The following is a 16,116-nucleotide window of genomic DNA, read 5'->3' on the forward strand; positions in this document are numbered from 1 at the left end:
CACCGGCTCAGGATCGAGCCGCGATCGCTGCCGCGGCACCGGCCATGGTGCTGGCGCTGACGCGGTTGGCGATCTTCATCGCCCGCTTGCTCCTGAGCAGTTTTCGCGCCTGCGCTGCGGCGAGCACCCAGGCCAGATCGATGGCGACCAGAACCACGGCCATGGTCGCCGTCAGCTCGGCCCAGCCGACGACCGTCACCGAAGCGAGGTCGATGATGGTCGGCAGCAGCGCCAGGTAGAACATCATGATCTTGGGATTGCCGAGCGTCACCGCCATGCCGGCAAAGAACAGTTTGACGGCCGACTCCTCGCGCGGCATCTCGCCCTCGCGCGCTTCGACCGGCGCCGTCCACATCTTCCAGGCGAGATAGGCAAGATAGGCGACGCCGATCCATTTCAACACGACGAAAGCGAGATGAAAGGTCTGGGCCACCACGGCCAGCCCGAACACTGCCAGCGACAGCCAGATGCCTTCGCCGATCCACATGGCGAGCAGGAACGGGAACACGTCGCGAAAGCCCTTTGCGATGACCCGCGCCACCAGAGCGGCAATCGACGGGCCGGGCGAGCCAGCGGCGACGAAAAGGGCTGCGGCGAAGATCAGAAGCGACGTGAAGTGCATGACCAGGATCTTTGCTTGGGACGTTGATCGCTCGATGTTAGCCCAACTGTCCCCGCAGCGGTAGCATCGATAATGGAAGGGGCTTGTCGGCCCGGCATCTCGCGGCTAGAAGTTTCACCCCGACACAATTTCGAGCCTTACTTTGCCTACGTAACCGCCGGTCTCGTCAACTCCCCCGACGCAATGCATGGCGCCGCTGTCGCGACGTCTGTCTCATTTCACGTGTTCCTCAGGGTGGCGGTTCGAGACCGGTTTGGCACTGCTGAACCGCTGTCGCGCACACTCACCCGCGACGCCTGATTTCCGACCACCGCAGCCTCTCGCCACGCCGTGCCCGCATGGGCATCTCGACATCGCCGATCTGACGAACTTCCCGACGGGAAGGGCTTTCTGCATGTCTACGATACTGCGTATCCGCTGGGCGATCGTGCCCAAAACCGCGCCTCGACCTCTGATCAACTGCAATCGCTGCGGCGCCTTCAAGGCTTATCTCTGCAGCGGGAAATTCCGCGTCAACGCCAACGGCAAACGCATCGATGCGTGGCTGATCTACCGCTGCGTCGATTGCGACAATTCCTGGAATTTCGGCATTCTGGAGCGGTGCAATCGCCACGACATCGAGCCTGCGCTGCTGCGGGCGCTCGAAAGCAACGACCCGGCGCTAGCGCGTTGCCATGCTTTCGATACCGTGGCGCTGCGCAACAGGATCGGGCGCGTCGAGGAATTTCCCGAAGCCGCCGTCCATAAGGAGGTGCTCGGCGACATTCCGGAAAGCATCACGGCTCTCGAACTCCAGCTCGGGCTCGAATTGCCGACAGCGCTACGGCTCGACCGGCTGCTCGCCAGCGAACTCGGTATCTCACGATCGCGGCTTCAGGCTTGGGAAGGGAAGCGGCGGCTGGTCGTCGATCCGCACGATGCCAAAGCCCTGCGCAAGCCGGCCCGGACGGGAACGGTGATCCGCATCGATCTGGCCGGCGAATCCGATCTGGAAGCCATTATCTCGGCTGCCGGCGGATGAAGTAAAAAGGGAGGAAGCACGCGCGTGCTCCCTCCCTCATATTCGCTAAGGAAAAGTGGCTTACGCTGCGCCGACCACTTTCGCCGACTTCTCGAAGCGCTTGCGCTCGTTCGGGTCGAGATAAAGCTTGCGCAGCCGGATGGTCTTCGGCGTCACCTCGACCAGCTCGTCGTCCTGAATCCAGGCCAGCGCGCGTTCCAGCGTCATGCGAATCGGCGGCGTCAGCTTCACCGCCTCATCCTTGCCGGCGGCGCGGATGTTGGTCAGTTTTTTCCCCTTGAGGACATTGACCTCAAGGTCGTTGTCGCGGGAATGGATGCCGATGATCATGCCTTGATAAACCTTGACGCCCGGGTCGATGACCATCGGGCCGCGGTCTTCCAGGTTCCACATGGCATAGGCCACCGATTCACCCTGTTCGTTGGAGATCAGCACGCCGTTGGTACGGCCCGGCAGCTCGCCCTTGTAGGGCTGATAGGCATGGAACAGCCGGTTCATGACAGCAGTGCCGCGCGTATCGGTCAACAGTTCCGACTGGTAGCCGATCAGGCCGCGCGTCGGCGCATGGAAGACGATGCGCTGGCGGTTGCCGCCTGAGGGGCGCAATTCGACCATCTCGGCCTTGCGCTCCGACATCTTCTGCACGACGACGCCGGCATGCTCCTCGTCGACGTCGATAACGACTTCCTCGACCGGCTCGAGCAATTCGCCATTGTCGCCCTGCTGCATGACGACGCGCGGCCGCGATACGGCGATCTCAAAACCTTCGCGGCGCATCGTCTCGATCAGCACGGCAAGCTGCAACTCGCCGCGTCCGGAGACGAAGAACGAATCCTTGTCCGGCGATTCCTCGATCTTCAGCGCGACATTGCCCTCGGCCTCGCGCAGCAGGCGGTCGCGGATGACGCGGCTGGTCACCTTGTCGCCCTCGGTGCCGGCCAGCGGCGAATCGTTGACGAGGAACGACATTGTGACCGTCGGCGGATCGATCGGCTGCGCATGCAGCGGTTCGGTCACCGACGGGTCGCAGAACGTGTCGGCGACGGTGCCCTTCGACAGGCCGGCAATGGCGACGATGTCGCCCGCCTGTGCTTCGTCGATCGGCTGGCGCTCGAGCCCGCGGAAAGCCAGGATCTTCGAGATGCGGCCGGTTTCGACCTGGGTGCCGTCATGGTGCAGCACCTTGACCGCCTGGTTGGATTTCAACGTGCCGGATTCGATGCGGCCGGTGATGATGCGGCCGAGGAACGGATTGGCCTCCAGGATGGTGCCGATCATGCGGAACGGGCCGGGGTGGACGGTCGGCGCCGGCACATGCTTGATGACCAGATCGAACAGCGGCGACAAACCCTGGTCCTTAGGGCCTTCGGGGTTCTCCGAGACCCAGCCGTCGCGGCCGGAACCGTAAAGTATAGGGAAGTCGAGCTGCTCGTCGGTGGCGTCGAGTGCTGCAAACAGGTCGAACACCTCGTTGACCACCTCGACATGGCGGGCGTCCGGCCGGTCGATCTTGTTGATCACGACGATCGGCTTCAATCCGACCTTGAGCGCCTTGCCGACGACGAATTTGGTCTGTGGCATCGGCCCTTCGGCGGCGTCGACCAGCACGATGGCCGAATCCACCATCGACAGGATGCGCTCGACTTCACCGCCGAAATCGGCGTGGCCAGGGGTGTCGACGATGTTGATGCGGGTGTCCTTCCAGTCGACCGAGGTCGCCTTGGCCAGGATGGTGATGCCGCGTTCCTTTTCGAGATCGTTCGAATCCATGGCACGCTCGGCGACGCGCTGATTGTCGCGGAAGGAGCCGGACTGCTTCAAAAGCTGGTCGACCAGGGTGGTTTTTCCATGGTCGACGTGCGCGATGATCGCGATATTACGGAGTTTCATGTTCTGGTCTCGGGAGCGTTGCAGGCAGCAGGCCAAATGGCGCCGCCTCTTTCGGTTGCGCGGCTCATACAGGGTTTTTCGCAATTGCGAAAGAGGAGGCGTGTCACCAAATACTCATCAAATCTTAAGCATCTGGGTGTGAAATGATTTCGTTAACCAAGGCGGAACCTTTTCGAGGTCCGGGCAGTTCGAGCGTCATGACCGATCCAGTCATCAGATTCCGGCCGATCCTGTGGGCGGTCCTTGCGGTCCTCCTCGCAGCCGGCGCGGCACAGTCGGCCGCAACGCTCAGGGAGGCGCGGCCTGCCTTGCAATCCGACGCGCCGGCGGCAGAGCAGCTTTTTGCCGACGCACCTGACGGCGTCGACCCGATCGTGACCGGTCCGGTAAGCGCCGCCTTCAAGCAGCGCCAGCAAGACGCCGGCTGCGACAGCGCGGTGTGGCCGAAGATTCCGACGGTTTGCTATCCGGACTGACGATAGCGACTGCGGTCGTCCTTGCAAATACGCAAAATCAGTTCGTCTGCGATCCTTCACCCCCTCAGCCGGCGCATCCACCTCAGGCCGACTGCACCGGATCGAGCGTGACTTTGTAGAGTTCGTTGTCATCGCGATCCATCAGCCGCACCGTCATCTGTTCGGTGGCGCCGTCGATATCGACGAGGCCGAAGAACTGCAGCCCGGCTGAAGGCGGCACGTTCTGTCCTTGCTCTGCGGTCGGCGCCTTGATGAATCTCAGCTCCGGGCCGAAGGTCATGTCGAAATCGTTGGGGCCGAACGTGCCGGCATGGAGCGGACCCGAGACGAATTCCCAGAACGGGTTGAAATCCTGGAACTGCGCCTTGTCCGGATTGTAGTAGTGCGCCGCCGTGTAATGCACGTCGGCGGTCAGCCAGACGGTGTTGCTGATACCAGCGTTCTTTATGTAGCGAAGGAGGTCGGCAATTTCCAGCTCGCGGCCCTTGGCCGGGCCATTGTCGCCATTGCTGACCGCCTCGGCCCCAGCCTTCCCGGTGGCGTCGTTCCAGACGATGAGACCCAGCGGCATGTCGGCGGCAATGATTTTCCAGGTCGCGTTGGAATTTGCCAGTTCGCGCTTCAGCCACCTCGTCTGATGTTCGCCGAGAATGCGCGATTGCGGCGTCACCGTATCCTGCATGCCCGGGCCATTGGGGCCGCGATAGGAACGCATATCGAGGAAGAACACGTCGAGCAGCGGCCCGTAGGCTATTCTGCGATAGACGCGGCCAGGTTCTGATGGCTCGTAGCGGATCGTCGTCATTTCGTGGAAGGCGCGCGCCGCGCGTGCCGCCAGCATATGGATGGACTTTTCCGAATAGCGGTCGTCAGCGCTCAAATCCTTCGAATCCGACCAGTTGTTCACCACCTCGTGGTCGTCCCACTGGTAGAAGGTCGGGCAGATGGCGTTGAGCCCCAGCACGTTCCTGTCCATCATGTTGTACTTCCACTGACCCCGGTACTCGTCCAGCGTCTCGGCAACCTTGCGCTTTTCATCGATGAGGACGGTGTTTTTCCACTTGCCACCGCCGGGAAGATCGACCTCGTCCTTCATCGCGCCGTCGGCATAGATGGTGTCGCCGGAGTGCAGGAAGAAATCGGGCGTATGCTTGCCGATCGTGGCGTAGGTCTTCATGCCGGTCTCATCGATGCCCCAGCCCTGGCCGGCGGTGTCGCCTGACCAGGCGAACCGGATGTCGCGTTTCGAAGCTGGCGCCGTACGGAAGCGGCCGACGATCGGCTCGGAGACAGCGTTGATGTCGGCGAGATCGGCAGCGACCATGCGGTAGAAGATGTCCTGATCGGAGGCGAGGTCGGTGAGCAGCCGCTTCACCGTGTAATCGCTGGCAGGCGACGTATCGAGCGGCGCAAGACGAACGGCGTTGGCGAAATTTTCGGTCGACGACACTTCGAACATCACGCGCGACGGGCGATCGGTGCGCGTCCAGACCATGCCGCTGGTGGCGTCGACGTCGCCGGATTGGACACCATGGGTGAAGGCCGGCCGCTGATTGGCGCGGGAATAGTAGGGAAGCGCGAGGCCCGAGGCGCCGACGAGGCCAACGGCGCTTGCCGAAGCGACGAAAGCGCGCCGCGTCATCGAAATTGTGTTCATGGCTGTCTCCTGGATGGCGTTGAACGTCCGCCGCCAAGCTCCAGCGTCAATGTTTCAGGCGCATCTCGAAATCATGAAGGTTTTGTTACAACCAACAGGCAGAAAACGTCATGGCGAACGGGGCAGCCTGATCGTCAGGCCGCCCTTTTTGAAGTTTCGGCCGCGAAGGTGTGTTGAGATTCAGGTCAGGCCGGCCTCACCTGAATATCAGCACGCCTTAAGCCGCCTGCGGTTCCGGCTCGAAGGCTGGCCGGCTGGTGTTGATCAACAGCGAGATGCAGGCTGCGGCTATTGCCGTCATGCCGGCGATGAGGAAGGCAAGTTCGTAATTACCCTGCAACTCGCGCATGGTGCCGCCGAAGAGGGCGGCGGTCGCAGCGCCCACCTGATGACCGGCGACGATCCAGCCGAAGACGATCGGCCCGCTGCGGTCGCCGAACGCCTCATTCGACAGCCTGAGCGTCGGCGGCACGGTGGCGATCCAGTCCAATCCATAGAGCACGGCGAAGATGATCAGGCTGGTCGACGAGAAACCGGAATAAGGCAGATAGATCAGCGACAGGCCGCGGATCGCATAATAGACGCCGAGCAGCTTGCGCGGGTCGAAGCGGTCGGTGAGCCAGCCCGACAACGTCGTGCCGATCAGGTCGAAGATGCCCATCAGCGACAACAGACCGGCGGCTTGCACTTCGCCGATACCCATGTCGCCACAGAACGCGATCAGGTGCGTGCCGACCAGTCCATTGGTGGTGAAGCCGCAGATGAAGAAGGTGGCGAACAGATACCAGAACACGCGTGTGCCGGCGGCGCGGCGCAGCGTGTTGAGCGTGTGCATCAGGAAATTGCCCTGCAAGGCCGGCGGAACCGGTGGCACGTCGTCGGCCTCGGCGCCGTAGCGTACCATGCCGATCGAGGCCGGACGCTCCGGCACCAGCAGATAGACCAGCGGCACCAGGCAAGCGGTGGCAACCGCAATGGCAATGGCGACCGGCTTCCAGCCGCCCGACTGGGCGAGCGCGGCAAGCAGCGGCAGGAACACCAGCAGGCCGGTGGCGGCGGAGGCCGACATCAGTCCCATCACCAGGCCGCGATTGGTCTTGAACCAGCGGTTGACGATGGTGGCGCCAAGCACCGTGGCGACTGCGCCCGAACCGACGCCGGAAAACACGCCCCAGGTGAGAAGCAGGTGCCACGGCTCGGTCATCAACAGGCTGAGCGCGGTCGAGCCCGACATCAGCAACAGCGCCGCCAGCAGCGTGCGGCGCAGCCCGACCCGTTCCATCAAGGCCGCGGCAAACGGTCCGGTCAGACCGTAGAGGAAGATGCCTATGGCCGCGGCGAGCGAGACGACGTCGCGCCGCCAGCCGAAACTGTCCTCCAGCGGCAGCATCATGACGGCGGGCGCCGATCGCAGGCCCGCCGCGATCAGCAGGCAGAGGAAAATGACGGCGACCACGACGAAAGCGTAGCGCTGGCCAAACGGACGGGATTGGACTATCATGTTACTGACCGGTACGTTGCAGATGGGTCAGAGGTATACGTACCGATCGGTAACATTGTCAACCGGGCAACGCCATGTCGAGAATGAAAAGCATTGAACCGACGATCAACGCGGATGATGCGGCGCCACCACCCCGGGCCGCTCAGAAGATTCTTAGCGTGGCGCGTGACCTGTTCTACCGGCAAGGCATCAGGGCGATCGGCGTCGACGAGATCGTGCGGCGTGCCGGCGTCACCAAGCCCAGCCTCTACCGCAGTTTTCCGTCCAAGGACGAGCTGGCCGCTTCCTATCTCCGGCAATACGACCTCGAGTTCTGGGGCCGCTTCGAAGAGGCGGTGGCTGCACATCCCGGCGATCCGCGCGCGCAGATCGCCGCCTTCCTGACCCGCGTTGGCAAGCGCACGCAAAAACCCGACTATCGCGGCTGCGGCATGACCAATGCGGCCGTCGAATATCCCGAACGCGGCCATCCGGCCCGCGTGGTGAGCGAGGCCAACAAGCAGGAATTGCGCCGCCGCCTGCGCACCATGGCCGCCGCGATGGGCGCCGCCGACGCCGACACGCTGGGCGACGGGCTGCTGCTCCTGATCGAGGGCGCCTATATCAGCGGGCAACTGTTCGGGCTCGGCGGGCCGGCGCAATCGGTGGCCCGCAACGCCGACCTGCTGATCGAAGCGAGCTTGAAGAAATAGCGTTTGACGATACGCTACGGCAGCCCGAAACGGAGTTGTCCGCATGCGTGCCATTCTGATCCCGCTTGCTCTCGCCGGTCTCTGTCAGGCTGCCCAGGCCGGCGACGTTTCCAGCGCCTACACCGATCTCGACGGGAAGAAAGACTGCGTCACCTATGCGCAGGCTGAGGAAGGCGACGGCGACTGGGCCAATCTCGCCTGTTCGGGCTATCGCGGCTACCCGGTGCTGATCGCTTACGACGATGCTCGCGAATCGCTGTTCTACGGGTTTCCGTCCAGCGACATGACCGAGGTCTGGGAAAGCTTTATCGGCTTCAATTCGGCTGGACCCAGGATCGAGTGGCGCATCGAGACGAATGGCGATCGCGCCGTTCCTTTCGCGGTCATCCACCGTCGGTCGATCAGCAATCCCGAAGACGAGAACAAACCGACCGAAGTGCTGGTCGTTGCCAAGGTGGCCCAGCCGGAGACCTATGAGGGCTGCACAGTCGGCCTGGTGCTGGCCACAGGCGACCCCAGTGCCAACGACCAGGCACGCAAGCTCGCCGACGAGAAGGCGCGGACCTTTGCCTGCGGCAAGGATATGCGGATAACGATGGGCGCGGTGCCCGCTTTTGGGCGCGTCGACAATTGAGACCCAACGTACATTGCTTCGGTCACCGTACGCTTTCGTCATCCTCGGGCGTAGCAGGAGCGAAGCGACGTCGCGGAGACCCGAGGATCCATGCCGTAACGAAGTCCGAAGAGCGCAGCGGTGCAGAATTCTGTTCCGCCGCGCATATCTCGGCGTCACGGCATGGATACCAGGGTCTCCGCGACGCCGCTTTGCGGCTGCTCCGCCCTGGTATGACGAAGCTAAGGGGCGTCACCGAACCCACTTGGGCCGTACCGGGTCCAATCCGCGGAGCCCAATGGATCGCTACTTCGCCGCCTTGGCCCGCTCGATCGCCTCGACGATCATCTTCTTGGCGTGAGCGGCACCGTGCCAGCCCTCGATCTTGACCCATTTGCCGGGTTCGAGATCCTTGTAGTGTTCGAAGAAATGCTGCACCTGGTCGCGCGTGATATCCGGCAGCTGCGTGTATTCGGTGACGTTCTCGTAGCGTAGCGTCAGCTTGGGCGAAGGCACCGCGATGATCTTCTCGTCCAGGCCGGCATTGTCTTCCATGATCAGCACACCGATCGGCCGCACATTGATGACGCAGCCCGGCACCAGCGCGCGCGTGTTGCAGACCAGCACGTCGATCGGGTCGCCGTCACCAGACAGCGTGTGCGGCACGAAGCCGTAATTGCCGGGATAGCGCATCGAGGTGTGCAGAAAGCGGTCGACGAACAGCGTGCCGGCCTCCTTGTCCATCTCGTATTTGATCGGCTCGCCGCCGATCGGCACCTCGATGATGACGTTGACGTCCTCCGGCGGGTTCTTTCCGGTGGCTATGGCTTGGATACGCATGGCTTTGTCCCTCTTTCGATTGGAGACCGATAGCGGGCGGCGGCGCATGGTGCAATGCGGCGAATGGTGCTGAGGCAGACTGAAAGCCTATGGAGAGGAATACCGGGCCGTCATTCCCAGACGAAAGCGACCTTCTTCAGCGCCTTCTGCTCGAAGATCTCGACGCCCTCGGCGACATCGCGGCCGCCGGCGCCGGCATAGAAGGCGAGCGCGCCCTGGTTGTCCTCCAGCGCCCACACCACCATGCCTTTCAGGCCGTGATCCGCCAGTCGCGCCCGTGCGGCTGAGAATAGCCGGCTGCCGAGCCCGATGCCCTGATATTCCGGGCTGAGGTAAAGTTCGTAGATCTCGCCCTGCTGCCTGAGTTCTCGGGCGCGGTTCTTGCCGATCGTGGCATAGCCGGCGATCTTGCCGCCGATCTCGACGACCAGGACGGTGGCGGCGCGGCGGATGGCATTCGCCCACCAGGCGGCGCCGCGGCGGTTGATCATCGACGTCAGCGTGCGATGCGGAATGATGCCGGCATAGGCGCCGCGCCAGGCCTGCTGGTGCACGTCGGCTATTGCATCCGCGTCGCGCGGCTCGGCTTTCCTGATGTCGATGCTCAGCGTGTTCATAATTGGTTAACCATAAACCGGCACCGCCCGAATGCAAGAGTCCGGTCAGCCGGTGCGATGCTTTCGCACAGGCGATCGACAGGCCCGCAGAGATGCTGTCAGGGCACGTTTGGAATCGACTCAAATCTCGACCAGATGATCGTCGAGCTCGTTGCTGTCGCCGGAAGAGACCGGGAAGTGTTCGGCCAGCACCGCGCCCGTCGCTTCGATCGCCTTGACGAAGCCGTCGGCGAGACGATCGTCACCGGCATGGGCGGTCAGGTCGCGGACGACGCCGTCCCAGACATCCTGGCCAACTTGGGCGTCGATGCCGCTGTCGGCGACCACCTCGGCGTAGCGCTCGGCGATCGAGACGAAGACCAGCACGCCGGTGCGTGCCGTGGTGCGGTGGACGTTGCGGGCGAGGAACTGCTTTATCGCATTGGCGTGCGCGGCCTGGTAGCGCAGCCGCCTCGGCACCAGATGGATGCGCAAGCCGGGCAGTGCCCACAACAGGACAAGCACGCTGACCAGCGCCAGAAGCTGGGCGATGACGAAATGCGGCACGCGGATCGACAGCCACCAGGCTTCCAGCCCATAGGCGACGGCAAGGCTGACGAAAAACATGGCCAGCGTCGCCATGAAGGCGGCCGGGAAGAAATAGCCGTCGCTGGCATGCGCCACCACGCAGTAGATTTCGCCGTCGGTCCTTGATTCGGCGGCGCGGATCGCTTCGGCGATGCGGTCATGATCCTCGGCGGTGATCGGTCGTGTTGCCATGTCGTGTCTCACCAGCTTCCTGAAGAACCGCCACCACCGGACGAGCCGCCGCCACCCGAAAACCCGCCGCCGGAACGGCCCGATGACCAGCCGCTGCCAGTACCGGTTGTCCAGGCGCCGCCCGAGGACGAGGAACGCCCTTGGCCATAACGGAATGTCATGCCCAGCCATTTATACACGCCCGGCGACAGCTTTGTGCCGAAGATCGGCGGCAGGAACGCCATCGCCAGGCCGCCCAAAAACAGCGTCGCCCACACGATGATGAACAGCACGACGATGGGATCGACGGAATTGCTGTCGGCCGAGTTGCGTTCGCCGCGCGCTTCCAGCTCCTCCGGATTGCCTTCCAGCACCATGACCATGTCGTCGACGGCCTTGGCTATACCGCCGGAGAAATCGCCGGCGCGGAAGGCCGGCACCATGTCGTTTTCGATGATCAGCTTGGTGTGCAAGTCGGTCAGCGTGCCTTCCAGCCCGTAGCCGACCTCGATGCGCATCTTGCGGTCGTTCTTGGCGACCAGCAAAAGCACGCCATTGTCCTCGCCGGCCTGGCCGAGCTTCCAGGCGCGGAACAGCCGGTTGGCATAGGGTTCGATCGCCTCGCCATCGAGGCTGGAAACCGTCGCGACGACGATCTGGTCCGAGCCCTTGGCCTCGAAATCCGCGAGCTTCTGGGTCAATGCCGCCTTGGTCGCGGCATCGATGATGCCGGCATTGTCGACGACCCGTCCGGTCAGAGCAGGCAGTTCGGCGGCGAGAGCGGTGAAGCCGACAAGCAGCAGCACCGCCATGGCCACCAAGGCAGCGCCGATCGCCGTGGTGAAGCGGCCGGAACTCGGTGGACGGATGGCGCGTCTTGTCATCTCGTCACCAGCTTCCCGATGAGCCGCCGCCGCCGGACGAGCCTCCGCCGCCGGAAAAGCCGCCACCGCCTGAGGACCAGCCTCCCCCACCCGAAGACCAGCCTCCGCCACCGGATGAGCGCCGGCTCGGCTCGAAGGTCATGCCCAGCCAGCGATAGCGGCCAGGACCGATCTTCTTGCCGAAGATCGGCGGCAGGATGGAGGCGGCGATGCTGCCGAAGAAGATGATTGCCCAGATGCTTATGAAGATCGCAAAGAACAGGTCGTCGGTGTTGAACGGCGGCTGCTGGTTGCGTTCGCCGCGCGCTTCCAGCTCTTCCGGATTGCCTTCCAGCACCATGACCATGTCGTCGACGGCCTTGGCTATGCCGCCCGGGAAATCGCCGGCGCGGAAGGCCGGCACCATGTCGTTTTCGATGATCAGCTTGGTGTGCAGGTCGGTCAGCGTGCCTTCCAGCCCGTAACCGACCTCGATGCGCATCTTGCGGTCGTTTTTGGCGACCAGCAAAAGCACGCCATTGTCCTCGCCAGCCTGGCCAAGCTTCCAGGCGCGGAACAGACGGTTGGCGTAGGGTTCGATCTCCTCGCCGTCGAGGCTGGAAACCGTCGCGACGACGATCTGGTCGGAGCTCTTGGCCTCGAAATCGGCGAGCTTCTGGGTCAGCGCCGCCTTGGTCGCGGCATCGATGACGCCGGCATTGTCGACGACCCGCCCGGTCAGGACAGGCAGTTCGGCGGCAAGAGCGGTGAGGGAGAGGAAAAGAAGGCATAAAATGACGTACAGAAATGCTAGGCTGGCGTTCCGTCGCGCCCCCCTCTGCCCTGCCGGACATCTCCCCCACTTGGGGGGAGAACGGCTGTCACGACTGTTTTCGCCAATCTCCAACGTTGCAGGATGGGCGGTGAGGCCAAAGCTGCCAATCTCCCCCTTGTGGGGGAGATGCCCGGTAGGGCAGAGGGGGGCGCGACGGAGTGCAAGGCCAAAAGGGACCACGCTCACCAGCTGTTCTTCATCCGCCCTGCTTGGCGCCGAAATCGACCTTCGGCGTCTGCATCTTGTCTTCCTCGATGGTGAAGTTCGCGAACGGCTGATTGCCGCGGAACCACAAGGTCGCCCAAATCACCGACGGGAAGGTCCTCAGCGTCAAATTATACTCCCTCACCGCCTCGATGTAGTCGCGGCGGGCGACCGCGATGCGGTTCTCGGTGCCTTCGAGCTGCGCCTGCAGCGCCAGAAAATTCTGGTTGGCCTTGAGGTCGGGGTAATTCTCCACCACGGCCAGCAGCCGCGACAGCGCGCTGGTCAGGCCGGCTTGGCTGTCCTGGAATTTCTTGAAGGCTTCCGGATCGCTCAGCGTTTCCGGCGTCACCGTGACCTGCGTCGCCTTGGCGCGCGCCTCGACCACGGCATCGAGCGTATCCTTCTCGTGCGCAGCATAGCCCTTGACCGTCTCGACCAGGTTGGGGATGAGATCGGCGCGGCGCTGGTACTGGTTCAGCACCTGGCTCCATGCCGCCTTGGCGTTCTCCTCCGCTGTCGGGATGGTGTTGTAGCCGCAGCCGGCAAGCAGCGGCAACAGTATGGCCATCATCAGCAAGGCCGGCAGGTTACGGAAGGCGAAAGGGGAGGAAAGGCGCTGGGCAAGCATGGTAAGGTCCCTCGGTATGACTGGCAGGCGAAGCATTACCACAATCCGCACGCAAGAACATGACCTCCGCCCGGGAGCGTTACTGGTTCTCCATCATTCACTGCCAGGCCCTGTGATTGACTGGGCGAACGGGTTAAAGTCGCCGCGAAAACAGGACATCGCCATGGCGGGACGCCAGGACAACCACAGCGAATCGCGCCGCATCATCGAGCGTGTGGCACGCGAGACCGACCCGGGCGGCACCTCGTTCATGGCGCGGACCGCGAAGGGCGCGCGCGATCACGTCGCAGCGGCGGATGCCGACCAGTCGGACCCGATCGAATATTGGGGCACTCGCATCGGCCGGGCGCTGGGGCTCATTATCGCCATCGGCCTGTTGATCTGGCTCGTGCTTTTCGTCATCCAGAGTTAGGACCCCCGTGAGCACCGAAGAACACGACGCGCCGCGCGCGGTCATCGTCATTTCCAGCCATGTCGCGCGCGGCTCGGTCGGCAACCGCGCCGCCGTCTTTGCGCTGGAGACGCTGGGCTTTCCGGTATGGGCGGTGCCGACCGTCATCCTGCCCTGGCATCCAGGTCATGGACGGGCGACGCGCATCGTGCCGCCGCTCGACCAGTTCAAGGCGCTGATGGCCGATCTCGAGCGCGCGCCGTGGCTGGGCGAGGTCGGCGCGGTGCTGTCGGGCTATCTCGGCGAAGGCGGCCAGGCGGACGCCGTCGCCTCGCTGGTCGGCGCGGTCAAGGCGAAGACGCCGGATGCCCTTTATATCTGCGATCCGGTGATGGGCGATTCGGGCGGACTCTATGTGCCGGAGACCACCGCCATCGCCATGCGCGACCGGCTGATGCCGATCGCCGACATCGCCACCCCCAACCGCTACGAGCTGGAATGGATGGCGGGAGCGCCGCTGCCTGACCTGAAATCGGTGATGGCGGCCGCCCTTCATGCCGGGCCGCCGACCATGCTGGTCACCTCGGCGCCGGCGATGATGGCCGGCGGCACCGGCAATCTGCTGCTCAACGGCAACCAGGCGCTGCTGGCCGAACATCGCCTCATCGACGAGCCGCCCAACGGGCTCGGCGACCTGACGGCGGCCGTCTATCTGGCCCGCATCCTGTCCGGCCAGCCGGCGATCAAGGCACTGCAGTCGACCACGGCGGCGGTCTACGAGATCCTGGCACGCACCGCCAAACGGGGCGGCGACGAATTGCAGCTCGAAACCGACGCGCAGAGCCTGTCGCACCCGATGGCGATGGTGCAGCTTCGCCAACTCCTGCATCCGGGGCGGGACAAACGAGCGTGACGGCCCAGACCAGCGCGCTTGTCGGCGTCGACGGCTGCAAGGCCGGCTGGATCGCCGTTTACCGCGATCCGGGAGCAGCACCCTCGGCAGGTGTTTTTCCAAGCTTCGCAGCACTGCTCGACGCATTGCCGGCCAATGCGACGGTGGCCGTCGACATGCCGATCGGCCTGCCCGATCTTTCGCAAAAAGGCGGGCGCGGGCCGGAGGCGCTGGTGCGGCCGCTGCTTGGTAACAGGCAATCCAGCGTCTTCGCCATCCCCTCGCGTGCGGCGCTTTACGCGCAAACAGACGGCTTCACCACGATCGAGGCCTGGTATGCCGCGCATCGCCAGGCAAGCGAAGTGGCGAAGGCGACCTCCGATCCGCCGCGCGGCGTCTCGATCCAGGCCTTCGGCATCTTTGCCAAGATCCGCGAGATCGACGCCGTGCTGATCGCGCGTCCCGAACTGCGCAGCCGCGTCTTCGAATCGCACCCGGAAGTCGCTTTCTGCCGCCTGAATGGCGATCAGGCGATGCGCTTGCCGAAGAAGATCAAGGGCGCCGTCAACCCCGCCGGCATGGCGGAACGCAAGGCGCTGCTCGGCCGGCACGGTTATCTCAGGGGCTTTCTCGACCAAACGCCGCCGCGCGGTGCGGCCGCCGACGACTTCCTCGACGCCGCGGCGATGATGCTGATCGCCGGTCGCATCGCCAATGGCGAGGCAAGGCCGTTTCCGGATCCGCCGCTCACCGACCGTTTCGGCATTCCCGTCGCCATCTGGGCGTGAATTCCGCATCTATCGGCGAGCCATTCGCATTGGGCGAAGGCCCCCTCTTCCAGCATGGCAATTGCAGTCCTTTGCGATTCGGCATTGCTCGCGACCGGCTTTTGCCGTTAGAGCCTTTCCAAACTGAAACGAGCTGCCGCCTCCAGCCCGGAAAGGCTCCAGACGCCGCCGATGTCCAATCTTCCCGATCACCTTCTCGCCGGCTACCGCAATTTCATGAGCGGCCGCTATCTCGCCGAAAGCGGACGCTACCGCGCGCTCGCCCAAGATGGCCAGGCGCCGGAAACGATGATCGTCGCCTGCTGTGATTCGCGGGCGGCTCCGGAAGCGATCTTCGACGCCGGGCCGGGCGAACTCTTCGTGCTGCGCAATGTCGGTAATCTGGTGCCCCCTATGCGCCCGACGGTGAGTTCCACTCGACCTCGGCGGCGCTCGAATTCGCCGTGCAGAGCCTCAAGGTGAAGAACATCGTGGTGATGGGCCATGGCCGCTGCGGCGGCATCCGCGCAGCACTTGACACCACGGCCGCGCCCCTCTCGTCCGGTGACTTCATCGGCAAATGGATGAGCCTGATCGCGCCGGCTGCCGAGACCGTGTCCTCCAGCACCTTCATGACGGCGGCGGAGCGCCAGACCGCATTGGAACGCATCTCGATCCGCTATTCGATCGCCAATCTCAGAACCTTTCCCTGCGTCTCGATCCTGGAAGGCAAGGGGCGTCTGTCGCTGCATGGCGCCTGGTTCGACATCTCGAGTGGCGAACTCTGGGTGATGAACAAGGACACCGGTGACTTCGAGCGGCCGGAAATGGTATAGACCCTGATCTCGAACCTTTGGGTTCAGATG

At 63.7% G+C, this 16,116-nt stretch carries 17 protein-coding genes and 1 pseudogene; 8 read left to right on the forward strand and 10 right to left on the reverse strand.

All coding sequences use genetic code 11. From position 1 onward, the window contains the following. Positions 1-7: 7 nt before the first annotated feature. A complete protein-coding gene (locus EJ066_RS05760) occupies positions 8-622 on the reverse strand; it encodes a LysE family translocator (protein WP_126035726.1) in 615 nt (204 codons plus the stop codon). Between the two features lie 394 nt (positions 623-1,016). Between EJ066_RS05760 and EJ066_RS05765 the strand changes: the two genes are divergently transcribed. Then, positions 1,017-1,643: a DUF1062 domain-containing protein gene (locus tag EJ066_RS05765; RefSeq protein WP_126035728.1), complete on the forward strand. Its 627-nt coding sequence runs from the start codon at positions 1,017-1,019 to the stop codon at positions 1,641-1,643. 60 nt (positions 1,644-1,703) lie between these two features. On the opposite strand, the gene typA is transcribed toward EJ066_RS05765, so the two are convergent. After that, positions 1,704-3,533 (reverse strand): translational GTPase TypA, encoded by a 1,830-nt coding sequence (typA, locus tag EJ066_RS05770; RefSeq protein ID WP_126035730.1) that lies wholly within the window; start codon positions 3,531-3,533, stop codon positions 1,704-1,706. A gap of 197 nt (positions 3,534-3,730) precedes the next feature. Between typA and EJ066_RS05775 the strand changes: the two genes are divergently transcribed. Continuing rightward, positions 3,731-4,009, forward strand: a complete 279-nt coding sequence (locus tag EJ066_RS05775; RefSeq protein WP_126035732.1) for a hypothetical protein — start codon at positions 3,731-3,733, stop codon at positions 4,007-4,009. Positions 4,010-4,091: 82 nt separating this feature from the next. On the opposite strand, the gene EJ066_RS05780 is transcribed toward EJ066_RS05775, so the two are convergent. Both EJ066_RS05780 and EJ066_RS05785 read right to left on the reverse strand, forming a co-directional pair. Further along, entirely contained in the window at positions 4,092-5,666 is a 1,575-nt protein-coding gene (locus EJ066_RS05780) for an alkaline phosphatase (RefSeq protein WP_126035734.1), read from the reverse strand. 217 nt (positions 5,667-5,883) lie between these two features. Next, positions 5,884-7,167, reverse strand: coding sequence for an MFS transporter (locus EJ066_RS05785; RefSeq protein ID WP_126035736.1), 1,284 nt, complete (start codon positions 7,165-7,167; stop codon positions 5,884-5,886). A 74-nt stretch (positions 7,168-7,241) separates the two neighbouring features. Between EJ066_RS05785 and EJ066_RS05790 the strand changes: the two genes are divergently transcribed. Together EJ066_RS05790 and EJ066_RS05795 are read left to right on the forward strand one after the other, a co-directional pair. Next, positions 7,242-7,859: a TetR/AcrR family transcriptional regulator gene (locus tag EJ066_RS05790; RefSeq protein WP_126035738.1), complete on the forward strand. Its 618-nt coding sequence runs from the start codon at positions 7,242-7,244 to the stop codon at positions 7,857-7,859. Between the two features lie 43 nt (positions 7,860-7,902). Further along, a complete protein-coding gene (locus EJ066_RS05795) occupies positions 7,903-8,493 on the forward strand; it encodes a hypothetical protein (RefSeq protein WP_126035740.1) in 591 nt (196 codons plus the stop codon). A 285-nt stretch (positions 8,494-8,778) separates the two neighbouring features. On the opposite strand, the gene ppa is transcribed toward EJ066_RS05795, so the two are convergent. The 6 genes from ppa to EJ066_RS05825 all read right to left on the reverse strand — a co-directional run bounded on the left by ppa (position 8,779) and on the right by EJ066_RS05825 (position 13,200). Beyond that, positions 8,779-9,312 carry an inorganic diphosphatase gene (ppa, locus tag EJ066_RS05800; protein ID WP_126035742.1) on the reverse strand — a complete coding sequence of 178 codons (534 nt, stop codon included), beginning with the start codon at positions 9,310-9,312 and terminating at the stop codon, positions 8,779-8,781. A 110-nt stretch (positions 9,313-9,422) separates the two neighbouring features. Continuing rightward, positions 9,423-9,929: a GNAT family N-acetyltransferase gene (locus EJ066_RS05805; RefSeq protein ID WP_126035744.1), complete on the reverse strand. Its 507-nt coding sequence runs from the start codon at positions 9,927-9,929 to the stop codon at positions 9,423-9,425. A gap of 120 nt (positions 9,930-10,049) precedes the next feature. Further along, on the reverse strand, positions 10,050-10,688 hold the full coding sequence (locus tag EJ066_RS05810; protein WP_126035745.1) for a TPM domain-containing protein: 639 nt from the start codon (positions 10,686-10,688) through the stop codon (positions 10,050-10,052). Positions 10,689-10,696: 8 nt separating this feature from the next. Then, positions 10,697-11,551, reverse strand: coding sequence for a YgcG family protein (locus tag EJ066_RS05815; RefSeq protein ID WP_126035747.1), 855 nt, complete (start codon positions 11,549-11,551; stop codon positions 10,697-10,699). 4 nt (positions 11,552-11,555) lie between these two features. Next, complete coding sequence (locus EJ066_RS05820; protein ID WP_189644511.1) at positions 11,556-12,335, reverse strand: YgcG family protein; 780 nt, start codon at positions 12,333-12,335, stop codon at positions 11,556-11,558. Between the two features lie 226 nt (positions 12,336-12,561). Continuing rightward, a complete protein-coding gene (locus EJ066_RS05825) occupies positions 12,562-13,200 on the reverse strand; it encodes a LemA family protein (RefSeq protein WP_126043758.1) in 639 nt (212 codons plus the stop codon). A 163-nt stretch (positions 13,201-13,363) separates the two neighbouring features. Here EJ066_RS05825 and EJ066_RS05830 point away from each other — a divergent pair, with 163 nt between their 5' ends. From EJ066_RS05830 to EJ066_RS05845, 4 genes and pseudogenes are all read left to right on the forward strand, one after another. Then, positions 13,364-13,612 (forward strand): hypothetical protein, encoded by a 249-nt coding sequence (locus EJ066_RS05830; protein ID WP_126035749.1) that lies wholly within the window; start codon positions 13,364-13,366, stop codon positions 13,610-13,612. A 7-nt stretch (positions 13,613-13,619) separates the two neighbouring features. Next, the gene (pdxY, locus tag EJ066_RS05835; RefSeq protein ID WP_126035751.1) at positions 13,620-14,504 is read left to right on the forward strand and encodes a pyridoxal kinase PdxY; all 885 of its coding nucleotides are present in this window, start codon (positions 13,620-13,622) and stop codon (positions 14,502-14,504) included. After that, positions 14,501-15,271: a DUF429 domain-containing protein gene (locus EJ066_RS05840; protein WP_126035753.1), complete on the forward strand. Its 771-nt coding sequence runs from the start codon at positions 14,501-14,503 to the stop codon at positions 15,269-15,271. The genes pdxY and EJ066_RS05840 overlap by 4 nt, the downstream gene beginning before the upstream one ends. A 171-nt stretch (positions 15,272-15,442) precedes the next feature. Beyond that, positions 15,443-16,086 (forward strand): annotated as a pseudogene (locus tag EJ066_RS05845) (carbonic anhydrase). Positions 16,087-16,116: the final 30 nt, after the last annotated feature.

The sequence above is a fragment of the Mesorhizobium sp. M9A.F.Ca.ET.002.03.1.2 genome, assembly GCF_003952365.1.
GTDB lineage: Bacteria > Pseudomonadota > Alphaproteobacteria > Rhizobiales > Rhizobiaceae > Mesorhizobium.